This window comes from Blautia sp. HA8986, assembly GCF_056504635.1.
Window position 1 is genome coordinate 1,496,460 of the sequence record NZ_JBWLUQ010000001.1, and the last position, 15,457, is coordinate 1,511,916.

Consider the following 15,457-nt stretch of genomic DNA (forward strand, 5'->3'; position numbering starts at 1 on the left):
TTAACATCCTCCTTTATCAGCCGGAAACCAGCCAAAGTCATAACATCTTCCCAGATCCCAGCTGTCCCATCCGATCCATCCGGGAGTATTTACCGTATCAGTCAGAAGCTTGTAGCTCCAGTAATAATAACCGCTGCCTTTCTCCCAGAGTTCCAGCTGTGCCTTTGCAAGGGCTTCATAGATTTCTTTTTTCTTCTCCGGTGAAAAGCTTTCCTGCCGGCTCCCTTCCACTCCGTTGAGCACGCTCTGGCCGCCTTTTGTGTCACAGCCGCAGGCAAGGGAGTTAAACAGACACCACTCGCCGCAGATCACCGGGAAATATTTTTCCATCTCTGTGATCTGTGGTTCCAGTTCTTCTCTGATATATTTCAGATAGCCTTCAATAGTCTGGCTGCATCCTCTGGCCTCCGCAACCATGAGATACTGATGGGTATCCAGGATCACATTGGAATATTTCTCTTCCTGCATGAAATCTTTCCATTCCATCAGTTCAAAGCCATCGTGGATCACAACGTACTTATCTTTTGGCATATAGGCACTGATACGGTCGTAGGCATCCAGATAAAACTGTCTCAGGAATTTCATTGTGATCGGTGCGGAGCCTTTTGCCATCTCCTGATCTGCCGGAGCATAACGGTTCTGGATATCCATGGTTTCCCACATATTTTCTGTGATGGGCTCATTTAACGGCTGGATTCCAAACAGGCCTTTTCTGTTTCCATATCTCTTTGCAAGACGTTCCAGAACGCTTAATGCAAACTCTACTTCATCAGGATTCTGTGCCCATTTGCACACACCGCTGATGCCTCCGTTGTCAAAACCGTTCTGGCTTAAGGGTACTGTATGAAGATCAATGAGAATGGTAAGTCCGTATTTTTCCGCCCAGTTAAAGGCCTTATCCAGTTCTTCGATGCAGCCGATAAATGGTTTCCGGTCGCCGAAGATAAAGTATGGCACCGGAATCCGGACAGACTCCATTCCCATGCTTTTTATGGTTACAAAATCACGCTCTGTAATGTATTCTGAACGATGGATCTTTATTCTTGCCTCATATGCCTCCGGGGAAAGCTGTGTGGGAAGATAATATTCATCCTCTGCGGTGGTTCCCTCAAATAATGCCGGACTCATCCATTTTTCCAGCACCAGCCAGTTTCCAAGATTAACGCCTTTGATGTTCACTCTCTCTGATCTCCTTTTCTATTTCTGTGCACGTGCCTTCAGATCTGCGATGATTCCATCGAATTCTTTATCCAGATGATAGAATTTCATGATCACAAGGCCGCAGGCATAAACAAGGATCGGAATCCATACGAAGCATACTTTGATGGACGTCAGTGCAGATTCTGTCTGTACTGCTGCTGTTCCAACATATCCGCCGATCTCAAGGATCAGACCAAGAAGTGCGGAACCGATTCCGTTACCGATCTTGTATCCGAAGCTGCAGGCACTGTTTACAAGTCCCTCTGTACGGCAGCCTGTTTTCCACTCACCATAATCAATGGTATCGGAAACCATAGCCCACATGGTAGCACCGCCGCAGGCATTACCGATTCCACGGATCACACTGGAAACCACGATGATCGCCATGGAACCGCCGGAAAAATTCAGTACCAGCATTCCCACAATATCCAGAACAAGACCAAGTGCAAATACATTTCTTTTTCCGAATTTTTTTACCAGCATGGCAATGAAGAACATGCCGCAAATCTGTACGATGTTAAAGATTCCGTTGATGGTACTTACCAGATTTTTATCGCCCAGGATATCTTTTGCATAGTATACCGTTGCTCCTCCGTTGACAGAATACATCAGGAAGAAAAGGGCAAGCATTCCTGTCATCATGATCCAGTATTTGTTCTTAAAAAGTGCTTTGATTCCTGTTACAAACGGTACATCTTCTGTCTGTACTTCACCTTCATTTTCTGCTGCCCGTACACGCTCTTTTGTTCCAAAGAAGGTACATAAAAATGCGGCGATCGCTACGAAACCGAATACTACGAATGTTTTTGTCCATGCTGCTGCATTGTTTCCGAAATATTCTACAAGCGGAAGTGTGAAGGTATTGATGGTCAGTGTTCCGGCTGTTGCCAGAAGATTACGGAAAATACTTAAAACAGATCTCTCATAGGGATCCTGTGTCATCAGCGCATTCAGTGCGGAATATGGCACGTTGATGGCTGTGTAGATCACTGTGGAAACAAGGTTGTATGTAATGAATACATATACAAGTTTCGGCGTGGAAGCCCAGGATGCAGGAACAGAAAACAGAAGAATTCCAGACACTGCAAAGGGAATACACATACGTAAGATCCAAGGCCTTGCTTTACCATATTTTGATCTTGTTCTGTCTACGATCACACCCATGATGATATCACTGACACCGTCAAAGATTCTGGAGACCATCATAATGGTTCCAACTGCCATTGCGCTTACATTCGCATAGTCTGTGTAGTAAAACAGAAGGAATGCAGACATCGCCGTGTAGATGATGTTACAGCCAAAATCACCACATCCATAAGAAAAACGCTCAAATATTTTTCCAAAGGTCAATTTACTCTTTTGATTCATATTTTTTTACCTCTCCCTGTTTTTTCTTTCGCTTTTCCATGGCCATGGAGCTTTGTTTTATGGTATTATACTATCATAATGATTCTGCACAGATTAGGTCAGAAAAGCTCTAATATATAGGTCGATATTCTCTTTTTAAGGAGGTTATATGGATAAAAACGGAATTTCCTATGAGATCATAGATTACTCAGGTATCACAAATGTCAAATTTTATACGTCCACAGATAATGGAAGCTACATTCCTTTCCACTGGCACCGGGCTGTTGAGATCATTTATATACAGGAGGGCGAACTGGATGTTATCGTGGAATCTTCCAGTCATACCCTCCACCCCGGAGATTGTATCCTGATCAATGCCAACATCATCCATTCCACAAAATGTACCGTTCCAAATAAAGCTATCGTTCTTCAGATTCCGCTGGATTTTATGGAAAAATATATTCCCAATGTCCAGCAGTTTGTATTTTTCTGGGACTATCAGACCAAAGATCCTGTTAAAAAGACAAAAATAGAAATGCTGAAAACCACCCTGGAACAAATGCAGATCATTGATGATATCCGTCCGGATGGGTTTATCCTGCGTTTTAACAGCCTGATCTTTGAACTTCTGTTCCAGCTGTACCACAATTTCCGTGTAAAAGTTTTTCAAAGTGATCTAAGTCAGCAGAAAAAAGATCTGGATCGGCTGAACCTTGTACTGAATTATATTTCTGAAAATTATAAGAGGCCCATTTCCCTGGATGAGATCGCAGGTGTCGCTTATCTCCAGACCGGATATTTCTGTCGTTTTTTTAAGAAAAAGATGGGGGTTACGTTTCTGGAATATCAGAATGAATACAGACTTTCTTTCATTTACAAAGATCTGATCAACACAAAAGACCCCGTGCATGTGATCCTGGAACGCCACGGCTTCACCAATTATAAGCTGTTCCGCCGGATGTTCCAGGAACACTTCGGGTGCACACCTACGAAGGTACGGGAGAATATGAAGAAATAAATTTTCTTAAATATCAAAACTTCCGGGAGCTGGACAACATACTCCCGGAAGTTTTATTATCTATAGTTCCTGTCCATTGGTCTCAATCACATGCTTATACCAGTAGAAACTCTTTTTCTTATAACGCTTCATAGTTCCGCTTCCGTCATCGTTGCGGTCCACGTAGATGAATCCGTAACGTTTGCGAAGCTCTGCCGTGGATGCGCTGACAAGGTCGATGCATCCCCAGGTGGTGTATCCCATCAGATCCACGCCATCCATGACAGCCTCTTCCATCTGGCGGATGTGATCTCTGAGATAAGCGATGCGGTAATCGTCTTCTACGGTCATCTCGCCATCTGCACCCTGAATCAGCTGATCAAACGCACCAAGACCATTCTCCACGATAAACAGTGGTTTCTGGTAGCGGTTCCAGAGTGTGTTCAGAATATAGCGAAGTCCCTTCGGATCGATCTGCCAGCCCCAGTCGCTGGCTTTCAGATACGGGTTTGGCACACCGCCCAGAAGATTTCCCTCTCCCCGGACATTTTTTTCCGGATCTGCTGTGGCACAGACACTGACATAATAACTGAAGGAAACAAAGTCTACGGTGTTTTTCAGGATTTCCATATCCTCATCCGTCACAGAAATGCTGATGCCGTTTTCCCGCATATAACGTTTCGCATATCCCGGATAGCAGCCGCGGACATGGACATCTGCGAACATCATGTTCTTGTGATCCTGTTCCATGGCAGCAAGAACATCCGAGGGATCAGGTGTCAGCGGATATACCGGCATACTTAAGATCATACAGCCGATCTTGAAATCCGGATTGATCTCATGACCGATCTTGGTCGCCCAGGCGCTGGCTACAAGCTCATGGTGAACTGCCTGGTAAAGATCACTCTGGGAAAGTTTTTCTTTCGGCGTATTGATCCCGCCGCTCATAAATGGAGATTCCAGGATGGAGTTGATCTCATTAAATGTGAGCCAGTATTTTACCTTATCTTTATAACGGTTGAAAACTGTAGTCACATACCGTTTATAAAATCCGATGAGATCACGGTTTACCCAGCCGTCATAATGCTCTGCAAGATAAAGCGGAGTCTCATAATGAGATAAGGTTACCAGGGGCTCGATCCCGTATTTTCTGCACTCGTCAAACAGATCATCATAGAACTTAAGGCCTGCCTCATTGGGAGTTTCCTCATCCCCCTTCGGGAATATCCTGCTCCAGGCAATGGAAGTACGGAATACCTTAAATCCCATCTCTGCAAACAGCTTGATATCTTCTTTGTAATGGTGGTAAAAATCAATTCCTACCAGCTTCATATTGTCTTCTGTGGGTGCTTCCGTCCTCGGGCCTTTGATCCCGTGAGGAAGGACATCCTGGATGGAAAGTCCTTTGCCGTCCTCGTTGTATGCACCTTCACACTGATTGGCAGCTACTGCGCCGCCCCATAAAAAATTCTTGGGAAACATTTTTTCTGTCCTTTCTCATATAAATCGGATATCTCTCTGCCGGATATCAGATATCCAGCGCTGCGTGATAGCCCCAGTATACTGCATTGGTGATGGTGGAAACTCTGCTTGCATCACCGATCACCGCCACATATGGCGCGCAGTCACGAAGCTCATCCACAATGTCGGTTCTGGATCTCTGGCCCAGGGCACAGATGATGGTGCTTCCGGGAACCAGAACCTTTTTGCCCTCTTTATCCTCACACCATACACCTTCTTCGGTTACCTCAAGGCCCTTGTATCCTGTGTAAACTTCCGCGTATTTGTCGATTTCTTTCAGAAGAAGTGGTCTGTGTCTTACATTGGCATCCGGTGCGAGAACATCTCTCATCTCCACAATGCGGACTTTCTTCCCTTCCATTCCAAGGTGGATGGCACACTCACATCCTGCAAGGCCGCCGCCAAAGACAACTACCTCATCTCCTACTTTTTCTTTCTCTTTATAGTAGTTATTTACGATCACCACATTGTCGCCGTTCAGTCCCGGGATCGGAGGTACCAGCGGTCTGGAACCAGCCGCGATGATCAGTGCATCTGCGTTTTCTTTTTCCGCATACTCTTTTGTCACCGGTGTGGATGTACGGATCTCCACGCCTGCTTTTCTTGCAAGAAGCTCGTAAGTTCCTGCAAGCTCGTACATCTCATGCTTAAATGGCAGGGCCTGCTCGCTTTTCAGGATTCCGCCCAGAGTATCCTCTTTTTCACAGAGAATGACCTGATGGCCTCTTCTTGCCGCTGTATAAGCTGCGTACAGACCTCCCGGGCCGCCGCCTGCTACCAGGACTTTTTTCTTAGCAGGTGCAGGCTGTACTTCATCCCCTTCCATCTCACGTCCGATCAGCGGATTGACGGTACATCTTCTTGTGGAAGTTGCCGCTCTTTCTGCCATGCAGGTAAAACATCTTAAGCACTTAACGATCTCCTCGTCTCTGTTTTCCATGACTTTTCTTGGAAGGAAGGGATCTGCAAGAAGTGCTCTTGCCATGTAAACGATATCGGCTTTTCCCTCTGCAATGATCTGCTCCATCTGTGCAGGATCGTTCAGGCCACCGATGGTTGCAACCGGAATGGCCACATGTTTCTTGATCTCAGCCGCAAGGTAAACATTGCAACCGTGGTCTTTAAACATGGACGGATGGGTGTCACCGAACCCTCTCTGATAAGTTCCTGCGGAAACGTGAAGAAGATCAATATATGGCTCCAGAACTTTTGCAATCTCCACACCGTCTTCCAGTGTGTAGCCGCCTTCAAAAAGTTCAGAACCGCTCATACGGAACTCGATGGGGAATCCAGGTCCCACACCTTCACGCACTGCCTTCAGAACTTCTACTGCAAAACGGCAGCGGTTTTCAGGGCTTCCGCCATACTCATCGGTACGTTTGTTAAAATACGGAGAAAGGAACTGGTTGATCAGCCAGCCATGTCCGCCGTGTACCATGATCATCTCAAAGCCTGCCCTTTTTGCCAGGGACGCGGTCTCTTTATAGGAAGCTACGATCTCGTCGATCAGCTCTTTTGTGAGGGCTTTTACCTCCACGCCATCTGGACGGACGGTATCAGACGGGCCCCACTGGTTCATGGATTTCTGTCTGGATTTATCTGTCATATAAGTTCCTGCATACATTCCGGAATGAGAAAGTTCAATACTCGGTATGGCTCCGTGACGACGGATGGCGTCTGCAGTATAAGTTGCGGATGCCAGGGAATTCAGGATGGATGTGTCCAGATGATAGGCATGGGAGCCATCGGTTTTCGGATGTACCATACACTCGCTGACTGTTACGGCACCTGCACCGCCTTTTCCTCTCAGTTCATAAAAAGCTGTAGATTTCGGGCCGATACATCCGTCGTTTGTAATATCTGTTCCGCCCATCGGAGCAGAAAACATACGGTTTCGAAATGTTACACGGCCAATCTGGATCGGTTTGCATAAGTTTGGATATTTTCGGATCATAATTACCTCCCGTTATTCTGTAAGGAGGGCTCTCAAATATTCGCCCTCTCTTCGGTTTTCAAGTAATTCCATGAGTTCATTTACTTTTTCAAGACTGATCTTTTTCTCTCTTGCTTTCATGTGTACATAGACGGCACCGATCAGGTTTGCGTCATTGTAAAAACGGCAGCTTGTCACCTCCGGGACCGGAAGCGTCCAGGGATACATGCCGTTGATCTTTAAAAGCTCTTCACGGATCAGCTGGAGAAGCAAAGGCTGTTCACTGATCCCGCCGCCTACTGCGATCTTTTCCGGATCAAACATGTACTGACAGTTGTGGATATGGATGGCCAGTTTTTTTGCATGATTCCGGATTCCTGCCAGAGCTTTTTCATTTCCCTGGTTCGCAAGGGAGAATGCTTTTTCTCCGTTTAACTCTTCTACAGGAATGCCGGTTTCCTCTGATACGCTTTTAAGCAGTGCCTGGGCACCGGCTGTTTCTGCAAGGCTGTTAGACATTTTGTAGTCATCCTTACTATCTGTGATCACATAGCTGAATTCCCCTGCCATGAAATTTTTTCCACTTACTACTTCGCGGTTAACGATCACAGCACCACCTACTGCAGTTCCGCAGACAACAACGATGGCATTCTGGCAGTCCTTTAAAGAGCCCTGCCAGATCTCAGCCAGCGCTGCACATTTGGCATCGTTTTCTACTGTCACCGGAATCCCTGTTTTTTTCTCCAGGATCTCCACGATATTTACATTGCTGATGCAGAAAAGGCTTCCACCAGTATACATAAAACCCCTTTTGGAATCAATGATCCCCGGCATGCTTAAGGCAATTCCCTCGATCTCATACTGCCCTTTGATCCTGTCACAGATTTCTGTCAGAGACTGGATAAATATTTCCAGAGAATCCTGTTTTGTAGGGGTTTTGTCTTTTTCCAGGATGGAACAGTTTTCTGTGATCACTGCATATTTGATAAATGTTCCTCCTATATCGATCGCCAGATAATTCATGGTGTCACCTCTTTTTTGCGGATTTTTTCTTTGCTGTAGATGATATTGCCTTCGCCGCCGTCCAGACGGTTGAAATATTCATTGGCCTTTTTTGCAACAAAGGCCTGCTGCCCCATAAAGTTAAATGGAACATCATCTGCCTGATCCTTCATGATCGTATCACAGACTTCGATCACACTGCGAATCATATCTTTGGAAGCCCAGATCACATGATGACAGAGACAGGTTGTGTCAAAACGTCCCTCCAGTCTGTTCTGGATCTGGATCAGATTTTCCCTGTACTCTTCCACAGTAAGGGAATTTTTATCAAAAAGGAAGGTAGCATTGTTGCAGGCATCTCCAAGGATCAGGATCTTTTCTTCCGGGATCAGCATGACCATGGTTCCCGGAGTGTGCCCCGGGAGGGCATAAGTTTCCACGGAAATCCCTCCCAGGTCAAATCTGTCACCATCTTTCAGATCTTTAAATGTCATCGGTGCAGGCGGCAGAAATGTCTCTTCCAGTCCTTCCGGCATCTGGCCGCCAAGTCCTGCCAGTACATATCCTTTTCTGTTTTCTATGGAATTCATTCCCAGATAAATTTCGGTATCCGCATGGTTCATGTAGATCTCACATTCAGGCTTTCCATCATTCCCGGTGAATTCCGGTGCTCCCATTGCATGATCGATGTGGCCATGGGTAAGCAGCACTGTAAGTGGTTTTTCCGTAAGTCTTTCCACAAAATCCCGAAGGTTTCCTGCTCCCACGCAGGTATCGATCAGCAGGGAGCGTTCCGATCCATTTACCAGATACATGATCTCTCCTGTGAAGCTTATTATCGCTGTGATTCTGTCGTTTACTTTTTCTGCTCTGTAAAAATCCGCCATTTTATTCTTCCTCCATATCAAGAAGCTTGGATAACTCTGTTCGGAGATTATCTACGATTTCTCTGGTAAATCCCATATAAAACAGTTTTTCCAGGCTCTGGATGCTCTCATAAAAATAATCCTGATTTCCGGTAGAAAGGAAATACATCAGCATTGGAGATACTCTCTCGATCACTTTCATTGCCTCCGGATCATGCATCATATCCTTAAACATGGTTTTGTTGTTATAACGCTGACGAAGATCTTCTGTGGGACGATATTCATAATGATAGCTTCCAGCTTCCACTTCCATAACTTCGCCCTCATAAAACGGCAGACCGATCACTGCACTGCATCCAAATGGAACCTGGATATCTACTGTTACCTTCCCGTTCTTCAGGATTTCCCAGTCTACCTTATATTCTCCATAAGCAGAATCATAGGTCATATGCATATATTTCAGCTTTCCGTTCATCAAAGGAGTGATCAGCGCTTTCTTAAATCCAGGCTCCAGTGCCTTTAAGCCTGCTACATCTCTGTAAAGATATTCCACAACAGAGCCATAAGAATAATGGTTCAGGGAGTTCATCATCGTACCGCTTAAATGCCCGTCATCCAGAACGGAATTCCATCTTTCCCAGATTGTTGTTGCTCCAAGATTGATGCAGTGCATCCATCCCGGATAATCTTCCTGAAGAAGGAAATAAAAAGCGTCTTCCTCGAATCCGTTTTCGGCGAGAACCCTGCAAAGGATCGGTGCCCCTGTAAATCCGCCCTTTAATTTGTAGCAGTCTTTGTAAAATCTTGCTTTCAGTCCTGCCACAACAGCTTCTTTTTCTCTGTAGATCCCGGAATATAAAGCTACAATATATCCAGTCTGGGAATCAATTGCCAGACGTCCCGTTTCTGTAAAATATTCCCGGATGATCGCTTCTCTGATCTTCTGATAGAGACCATCATAATATTTTTTATCCTCATGATATCCTAGGATTTTTGCTGCTTTTGCAGTCTTCTGCACAGACATTGCATAGTAGTTGGAGCCAATATAATAGGCATCTGTTCCACCTTCCATGCTCTGCTCGGTTCTTCCGTCAAGTGCAAGCCAGTCACCCAGCTGATTTCCGAAATCATAAAGATATTTCTGTCCTCTTGCCTGGTCTTCCCTGGTGATCTTATCCACCCAGTCCTTCATCATCGGATAACTGGATCTCAGCATTTCTGTATTTCCTGAATGTTCATAAACCACCATTGGAAGGAATGTGGCAATGTCTCCCCATACACTGGAAAAGATCGGTCCGTTTGGATCAAGTACCGGAATCACTCCCGGAAGGATTCCATCGTATTTTACCTGCTCATTTCGAAGGTCGTGGATGAATTTCTGATAAAAAGCTGCAGTGTCCATATTAAAACTTGCTGTTCCGGCAAATACCTGAGCATCCCCGGTCCAGCCAAGTCTTTCATCCCTCTGCGGGCAATCTGTAGGAAAGTCCACAAAATTTGATTTCTGTCCCCACAGTGCATTCAGGAACAGTCTGTTCACTCCCTTATGGCCGGTTTCCATATATCCGGTCCTGTCCATCTTTGAATAAACTGCTTTTCCTGTAAATTCTTCTGCTTTTACTTCTCCCGGCCATCCTGTCACACGCACATAACGGAATCCAAAATATGTAAAGGAAGGACGTACCAGCTCTTCCCTGCCATCGGATACATATACAAACTGAGATTTTGCAGCACGGTAATTTTCGTTATAAAAATTGCCATCTTGAAGGATCTCGCCATGGTCAAATATAAGTTTGCTTCCTTTTGGGAGATGATTCCAGAAGGTCACATATCCGGCAAAATTCTGTCCGAAATCCAGGACTGTTTCCCCTGCCGGTGTATGGATCACTTCTTTTACCGGCATATCTTCCATTTCCATTACAGGAAGGCTGTATCTGGAAACCAGTTTTCCTTCTGCCTCTGTAAGAACTGCCTGTTTCGCCGGATTTTCTTTTTCTTCCCATAACAGATGGTTGATGATCTCGCCGTCATAAATTCCATCGTCTTCCACATCAGAGCCAATATAGTTCCAGGTTTCATCTGTTCCGATCACCTGGATTTCCCCATCTTCATAGATCAGACGAAGCTCCGCGATCAGCTTAAAGGTATCACCAAAATTATTGCTCTGGCTGTTCAGTCCAAATTTTCCTTTGTACCAGCCATTTCCCAGCGATACAGCCAACTGGTTTTCTGCTGTTTCCTGCATTTCTGTATGGTTATCGATATTTTTGATATTTTCCATGACATCAAATGTAAGATACTGTTCTTCATCGTGATAATTGCTGTAATAAGGAGTCAGAACTTCCTCCCCGATTTTTTTTCCATTTAATTTTGCCTCAAAAAGTCCAAGACCGCAAATATAAAGTCTGGCTGAAGCAGGTTTTTTCTTTACTTCAAAATTCTTTATAAAGAGAGGGTGAAAGGTATCTTCTTTTTTTGTTGTGATCCATTTTCCCATCCATGGATCATCCATCTTTCCGGTTTCAAAATATGCAGGCTTGGAAACAGCAGTCTCTCCCTCATCGCTGGTAACGGTTACTCTTACATAATATCTTGTATATGCACTCTGCTCAAATTCCAGTTTTTCCGCCGCACTGTTAAGATTCTTTCCCTCTTTTGTCCAGAGAAGCTCTGAAAAATCTTCTGTCAAAGCTATCTCTATTTTTACATTCTGCTGTCTTCTGGCTGATGTCTCACGAACTTTCCACGATACACATACGGTTTCAAAATCAAATCCCACAGGATTTTCCATACCGTTGATTCTTACATTTACAACTTTCATATATCTCTCCTCTTACTTTGGAATATCTGCGATCACAACTTCAGAAACGCCTCCAAATACTAGAATAGTTATCTAATTTCCGGAGGCGCAAGCAGTTTTCTCTGCTTTTCTCAGTTATTCATTTATCAGCTTTATTCAGCTGCTTCCATTTTCTTTAAATCTCTCTCGCAATGATACAGGATTACCATCAGTACAAAGATAGCGATCACCATGATAAATGGCAGCCAGTTGTACAGGAAGTTAATTGCTGTGGAAACACTTTCCGGCTGTGCGATACCCTGTGCATCCAGAGATCCGTCATAGCCTGCTCCGTTGAGAACCCAGCCAAATACAGCTGTTCCAAGTCCGAGACCGATCTTCTGTGCTGCAGAAACACCGGCATTTCCAAGACCAACGGTATCAATTCCTGTTTTCTTTGTTCCGTATGTAATGGTATCTGCAACCATTCCAAGTGCCATACCGCCGGCCATACCAACACCGCATCCTTTCAGTACGTTGCAGATGATCATCACGATCGTACTGGAACCGCCAAGAACAGCGAATCCGAGGAATCCAAGTCCCATAACTACCATTCCTGCTTCATAAACAGCTGTTTTTCCAAACTTTTTCATAAATGCAGGTGTTACAAACATAACTGCAAACTGTGCAATGGAAATAGAGTTGGATACCCAGCTGTACTATCCCATATCATAGAGAACATACTGACAGTAATATACATTTCCCATTGCGTACATGATAATTACGAAAAATACTACAAAACTTGCAACTGTTACGATCACCCAGTATTTGTTCTTAAAAAGTGCTTTTACAGTTTCCCATGTGCCTGCTTCTCTTCCAGCACTTGCAGATTTCTGAGTATCTTCCTCTGCGCTTTCAGCAGAATGTACTCTCTCTTTTGTTGAGAAAACACTGAAAATTGTAATTACGATCATTGCGATGCAGTAGATCAGCATTGTGATCGTAAATGCTCTCTGTGTATAAATGTTTTCTGTACTGCTTGTAAAGATTCCAAGTAAGGTAACAAATGTTGAGTTTACAACTACATTTCCAAGTGTCTGAAAAATCTGCTGGATGTTTCCAAGGAATCCTCTCTCATAAGGATTTGCTGTCATCAGTGAGATCATGGAATAATACGGTACCAGCATTCCGGTAAGGCATACAGCATTTACAATGTTATACATCAGGAAAATATATACATACTGTGCCATTTCCGGAAAATTCTGTGGTACAAAAAACAACAGCATGGTGGTGATTCCAAATGGAATACACATTCGTAACAGCCAAGAACGGCCTTTTCCGAGTTTTGATTTTGTACGGTCCACCATACGTCCTACGATCACATCTGAGATTCCGTCAAAAACCTTTGATATTGCAAAAATTGTTGCAATGATACCTGCATTCAGTCCTACTGTGCTGGTAAAATAAATGGTCAGGAAAGAACCGATGATACCATTGATCATATTAAAGGCAAATCCGCCTGTTCCGTAACCGATACGTTCGCTCCATGCCAGGCTGGCATTTGGATCGTTGTGTTTACTTGCCAAACTAAACATATCTCTTTCTCCTTTTCCCTTTTCATCTAATGGGTTTTCTGCATCTTCTGTATTTTTCTGTTTTTATGAAATTACTTTTATTTATCACCTTCTGTCATTCTTGTGTTTTCCTGTTGATAGTGATATTATCAGAAATAAGCGAACAGGATAACGTCTTTAAACGACATATGATTTATCCTTTTCGGACATATACGTTTTTCCTGTTGAAGCTCGTTGACAGACTAAGCGGACTTTCATAATCCGCAGAGAATTTTCCTGATTCAATTAATTTAGGTGATTTTATGAATGAATACAAACATTTAACAGAAATGATTCCTGAAATGGAACCTGACGAAATATTTTATAAACGGATTTTTCTGGAATATCCGGCTGCACATCTGGACCAGGCACATACCGTCGAGGAAATAGAAAAACTCTGCCCGGAGGCATCTTCCCATGCAGCCGCCGGCTTTACTTACCATCCTGGAAACGCTCTGGATGAAACTATTTTTCCTTCCGATGAGGATACGATCATTTTCCGTCATAACCGGTATGCTCCTGCTTTTTTGCATTCGCACACTTTTTTTGAGATGATCTATGTGCTTCGTGGAACCTGTGAAAACATATTTACCTCCCATACGATTTCCATGCGATCCGGTGATATCTGCATTGTGGCTCCTTCGATCATCCATGCATTAAGTGCTTTCAGCGATGACTGTGTGATCTACAATTTCCTGATAAAAAGCCAGACCTTTGAAGCTGTATTCTTAAATTCCCTTCCAAAATACGGTACTTTACATGACTTTTTCAGCCGGGCACTTTATTCCCCCGGATCTCAGTTTTATCTGTATTTTAAATCTGGAAAAGATCCGCAGCTTGTGAATTTATTTAAAAAAATCCTGAAAGAATATCAGACCCAGAAGCGCTATACCTCCTCCATGATAAATGCGTTACTGGAAATCTTTTTTATCTGTCTTCTCAGAAATCATGAAAAAAACATGATCGTCCCCAACCCGGCCGGAAAGAAGCAGGAAAAAAATATTATTTTTATACTGAAATATATCGAACTACATTATGCAACCCTTACGCTCCCGGAATTATCTGCGTTTTTTAATTACAGCGAACGACAATTAACACGGATCCTGAAAAACTATACAGGAAAAACCTTTTCCACTCTTATCCAGGATATCCGGCTTTCCAGAGCAGCCGAATTATTAAAACAGCCGACCCTTCCGGTAACTACTGTTATGGAAGAAATCGGCTACTCCAACATTACACATTTTTATAAAATATTTGAAAAAAGGTTTCATATGACACCAGCAGAATACAGAAGCAGTATCAGTCCGGACTCTTCTTTGCTGTAACCTTTTTTGAAGCTGTTTTCATATTGTAGATAAATGTTCCAAACGATGCCAGAATGATCAGCGCATATCCGGTAAAGCTGTATTTATCCGGCACTTCTCCAAACAGGAAAAATCCCAGCAGCGTTGCAAAGATAATCTGTGAATAATCAAAAATGGAAATTTTTCCCGCAGGTGCATACGTGTATGCCGCTGTGATCGTAAACTGTCCGCCTGCCGCAAATAATCCTGCCATCATAAGTATTGCAAACTGTTTCACCGTCATTGGTGTGAAATGAAATACCATCCACGGAATCACAGACAAACATGAAAAAACAGAAAAGTAAAATACAATGATCGGGCCTTTCACTCCATGGGTTCCAAGTACACGTACCATTGTATATGCAATTCCAGCGCCCAGTCCACCACAGACTCCGATCAGTGCAGACATAAATTCCGCATTATGAAATCCCGGTTTTACAACAAACAGACATCCCACAAATGCCAGGGCCACACATACTGCCTGCGTCGGGCTGATTTTTTCTTTTAACAGAAGAAAAGAAAAAATGATCGCAAAAAAGGGAGACAGTTTATTCAGGATTGAAGCGTCCGCTACCAGCAGATGATCGATCGCATAAAAGTTACACAGGATTCCCATGGTTCCACATACACAGCGTAAGATCAGCGGCCCCCAGTATTTTTTATTAACCTTCGGCAATGTATGATCTTTACATAAAATGACCGCCGCAAACACTGCCGCAACCAGATTCCGGAAGAAGCTTTTTTCCACAGATGGAAGATTTCCGGCCAGACGGACACTTACATTCATACATGCAAAGAAAAATGCTGACAGGATGATCATTATCATACCTTTTATATAATTTTCCTGTTTCATTTT

At 43.8% G+C, this 15,457-nt stretch carries 10 protein-coding genes and 1 pseudogene; 2 read left to right on the forward strand and 9 right to left on the reverse strand.

The window, feature by feature from the left end:
- Together AC04Q4_RS07015 and AC04Q4_RS07020 are read right to left on the reverse strand one after the other, a co-directional pair.
- The gene (locus AC04Q4_RS07015; RefSeq protein WP_173756204.1) at positions 1 to 1,179 is read right to left on the reverse strand and encodes a glycoside hydrolase family 5 protein; all 1,179 of its coding nucleotides are present in this window, start codon (positions 1,177 to 1,179) and stop codon (positions 1 to 3) included.
- 18 nt (positions 1,180 to 1,197) lie between these two features.
- On the reverse strand, positions 1,198 to 2,568 hold the full coding sequence (locus tag AC04Q4_RS07020; protein WP_118064654.1) for an MFS transporter: 1,371 nt from the start codon (positions 2,566 to 2,568) through the stop codon (positions 1,198 to 1,200).
- 148 nt (positions 2,569 to 2,716) lie between these two features.
- Between AC04Q4_RS07020 and AC04Q4_RS07025 the strand changes: the two genes are divergently transcribed.
- Positions 2,717 to 3,565 carry a helix-turn-helix domain-containing protein gene (locus tag AC04Q4_RS07025; protein WP_476388769.1) on the forward strand — a complete coding sequence of 283 codons (849 nt, stop codon included), beginning with the start codon at positions 2,717 to 2,719 and terminating at the stop codon, positions 3,563 to 3,565.
- Between the two features lie 60 nt (positions 3,566 to 3,625).
- Here the strand turns inward: AC04Q4_RS07025 and AC04Q4_RS07030 are convergent, their stop codons facing one another.
- The 6 genes and pseudogenes from AC04Q4_RS07030 to AC04Q4_RS07055 form a co-directional block, all read right to left on the reverse strand.
- On the reverse strand, positions 3,626 to 5,026 hold the full coding sequence (locus AC04Q4_RS07030; protein ID WP_118071937.1) for a glycoside hydrolase family 1 protein: 1,401 nt from the start codon (positions 5,024 to 5,026) through the stop codon (positions 3,626 to 3,628).
- A gap of 46 nt (positions 5,027 to 5,072) precedes the next feature.
- Positions 5,073 to 7,019, reverse strand: coding sequence for an oxidoreductase (locus tag AC04Q4_RS07035; RefSeq protein WP_173738533.1), 1,947 nt, complete (start codon positions 7,017 to 7,019; stop codon positions 5,073 to 5,075).
- Positions 7,020 to 7,031: 12 nt separating this feature from the next.
- Positions 7,032 to 8,021 carry an ROK family protein gene (locus AC04Q4_RS07040; RefSeq protein ID WP_118170769.1) on the reverse strand — a complete coding sequence of 330 codons (990 nt, stop codon included), beginning with the start codon at positions 8,019 to 8,021 and terminating at the stop codon, positions 7,032 to 7,034.
- Positions 8,018 to 8,887, reverse strand: a complete 870-nt coding sequence (locus AC04Q4_RS07045; protein ID WP_118071934.1) for an MBL fold metallo-hydrolase — start codon at positions 8,885 to 8,887, stop codon at positions 8,018 to 8,020. The genes AC04Q4_RS07040 and AC04Q4_RS07045 overlap by 4 nt, the downstream gene beginning before the upstream one ends.
- Position 8,888: 1 nt before the next feature.
- On the reverse strand, positions 8,889 to 11,687 hold the full coding sequence (locus AC04Q4_RS07050; RefSeq protein WP_173738534.1) for an alpha-L-rhamnosidase: 2,799 nt from the start codon (positions 11,685 to 11,687) through the stop codon (positions 8,889 to 8,891).
- A gap of 131 nt (positions 11,688 to 11,818) precedes the next feature.
- Positions 11,819 to 13,240: pseudogene (locus tag AC04Q4_RS07055) on the reverse strand (MFS transporter).
- Positions 13,241 to 13,521: 281 nt separating this feature from the next.
- Between AC04Q4_RS07055 and AC04Q4_RS07060 the strand changes: the two are divergent.
- Entirely contained in the window at positions 13,522 to 14,583 is a 1,062-nt protein-coding gene (locus tag AC04Q4_RS07060; RefSeq protein ID WP_173738536.1) for an AraC family transcriptional regulator, read from the forward strand.
- Here the strand turns inward: AC04Q4_RS07060 and AC04Q4_RS07065 are convergent.
- A complete protein-coding gene (locus tag AC04Q4_RS07065) occupies positions 14,558 to 15,454 on the reverse strand; it encodes a DMT family transporter (protein WP_118170771.1) in 897 nt (298 codons plus the stop codon). The two genes, AC04Q4_RS07060 and AC04Q4_RS07065, sit on opposite strands and share 26 nt — an antisense overlap.
- Positions 15,455 to 15,457 lie beyond the last annotated feature (3 nt).

Excerpts from the sequence above, each read along its gene's own strand:
- AC04Q4_RS07035 (WP_173738533.1), bottom strand. The coding sequence starts at position 7,019 with ATGATCCGAAAATATCCAAACTTATGCAAACCGATCCAGATTGGCCGT.
- AC04Q4_RS07045 (WP_118071934.1), bottom strand. The coding sequence starts at position 8,887 with ATGGCGGATTTTTACAGAGCAGAAAAAGTAAACGACAGAATCACAGCG.
- AC04Q4_RS07050 (WP_173738534.1), bottom strand. The coding sequence starts at position 11,687 with ATGAAAGTTGTAAATGTAAGAATCAACGGTATGGAAAATCCTGTGGGA.
- AC04Q4_RS07060 (WP_173738536.1), top strand. The coding sequence starts at position 13,522 with ATGAATGAATACAAACATTTAACAGAAATGATTCCTGAAATGGAACCT.
- AC04Q4_RS07065 (WP_118170771.1), bottom strand. The coding sequence starts at position 15,454 with ATGAAACAGGAAAATTATATAAAAGGTATGATAATGATCATCCTGTCA.
- AC04Q4_RS07040 (WP_118170769.1), bottom strand. The coding sequence starts at position 8,021 with ATGAATTATCTGGCGATCGATATAGGAGGAACATTTATCAAATATGCA.
- AC04Q4_RS07020 (WP_118064654.1), bottom strand. The coding sequence starts at position 2,568 with ATGAATCAAAAGAGTAAATTGACCTTTGGAAAAATATTTGAGCGTTTT.
- AC04Q4_RS07030 (WP_118071937.1), bottom strand. The coding sequence starts at position 5,026 with ATGTTTCCCAAGAATTTTTTATGGGGCGGCGCAGTAGCTGCCAATCAG.
- AC04Q4_RS07025 (WP_476388769.1), top strand. The coding sequence starts at position 2,717 with ATGGATAAAAACGGAATTTCCTATGAGATCATAGATTACTCAGGTATC.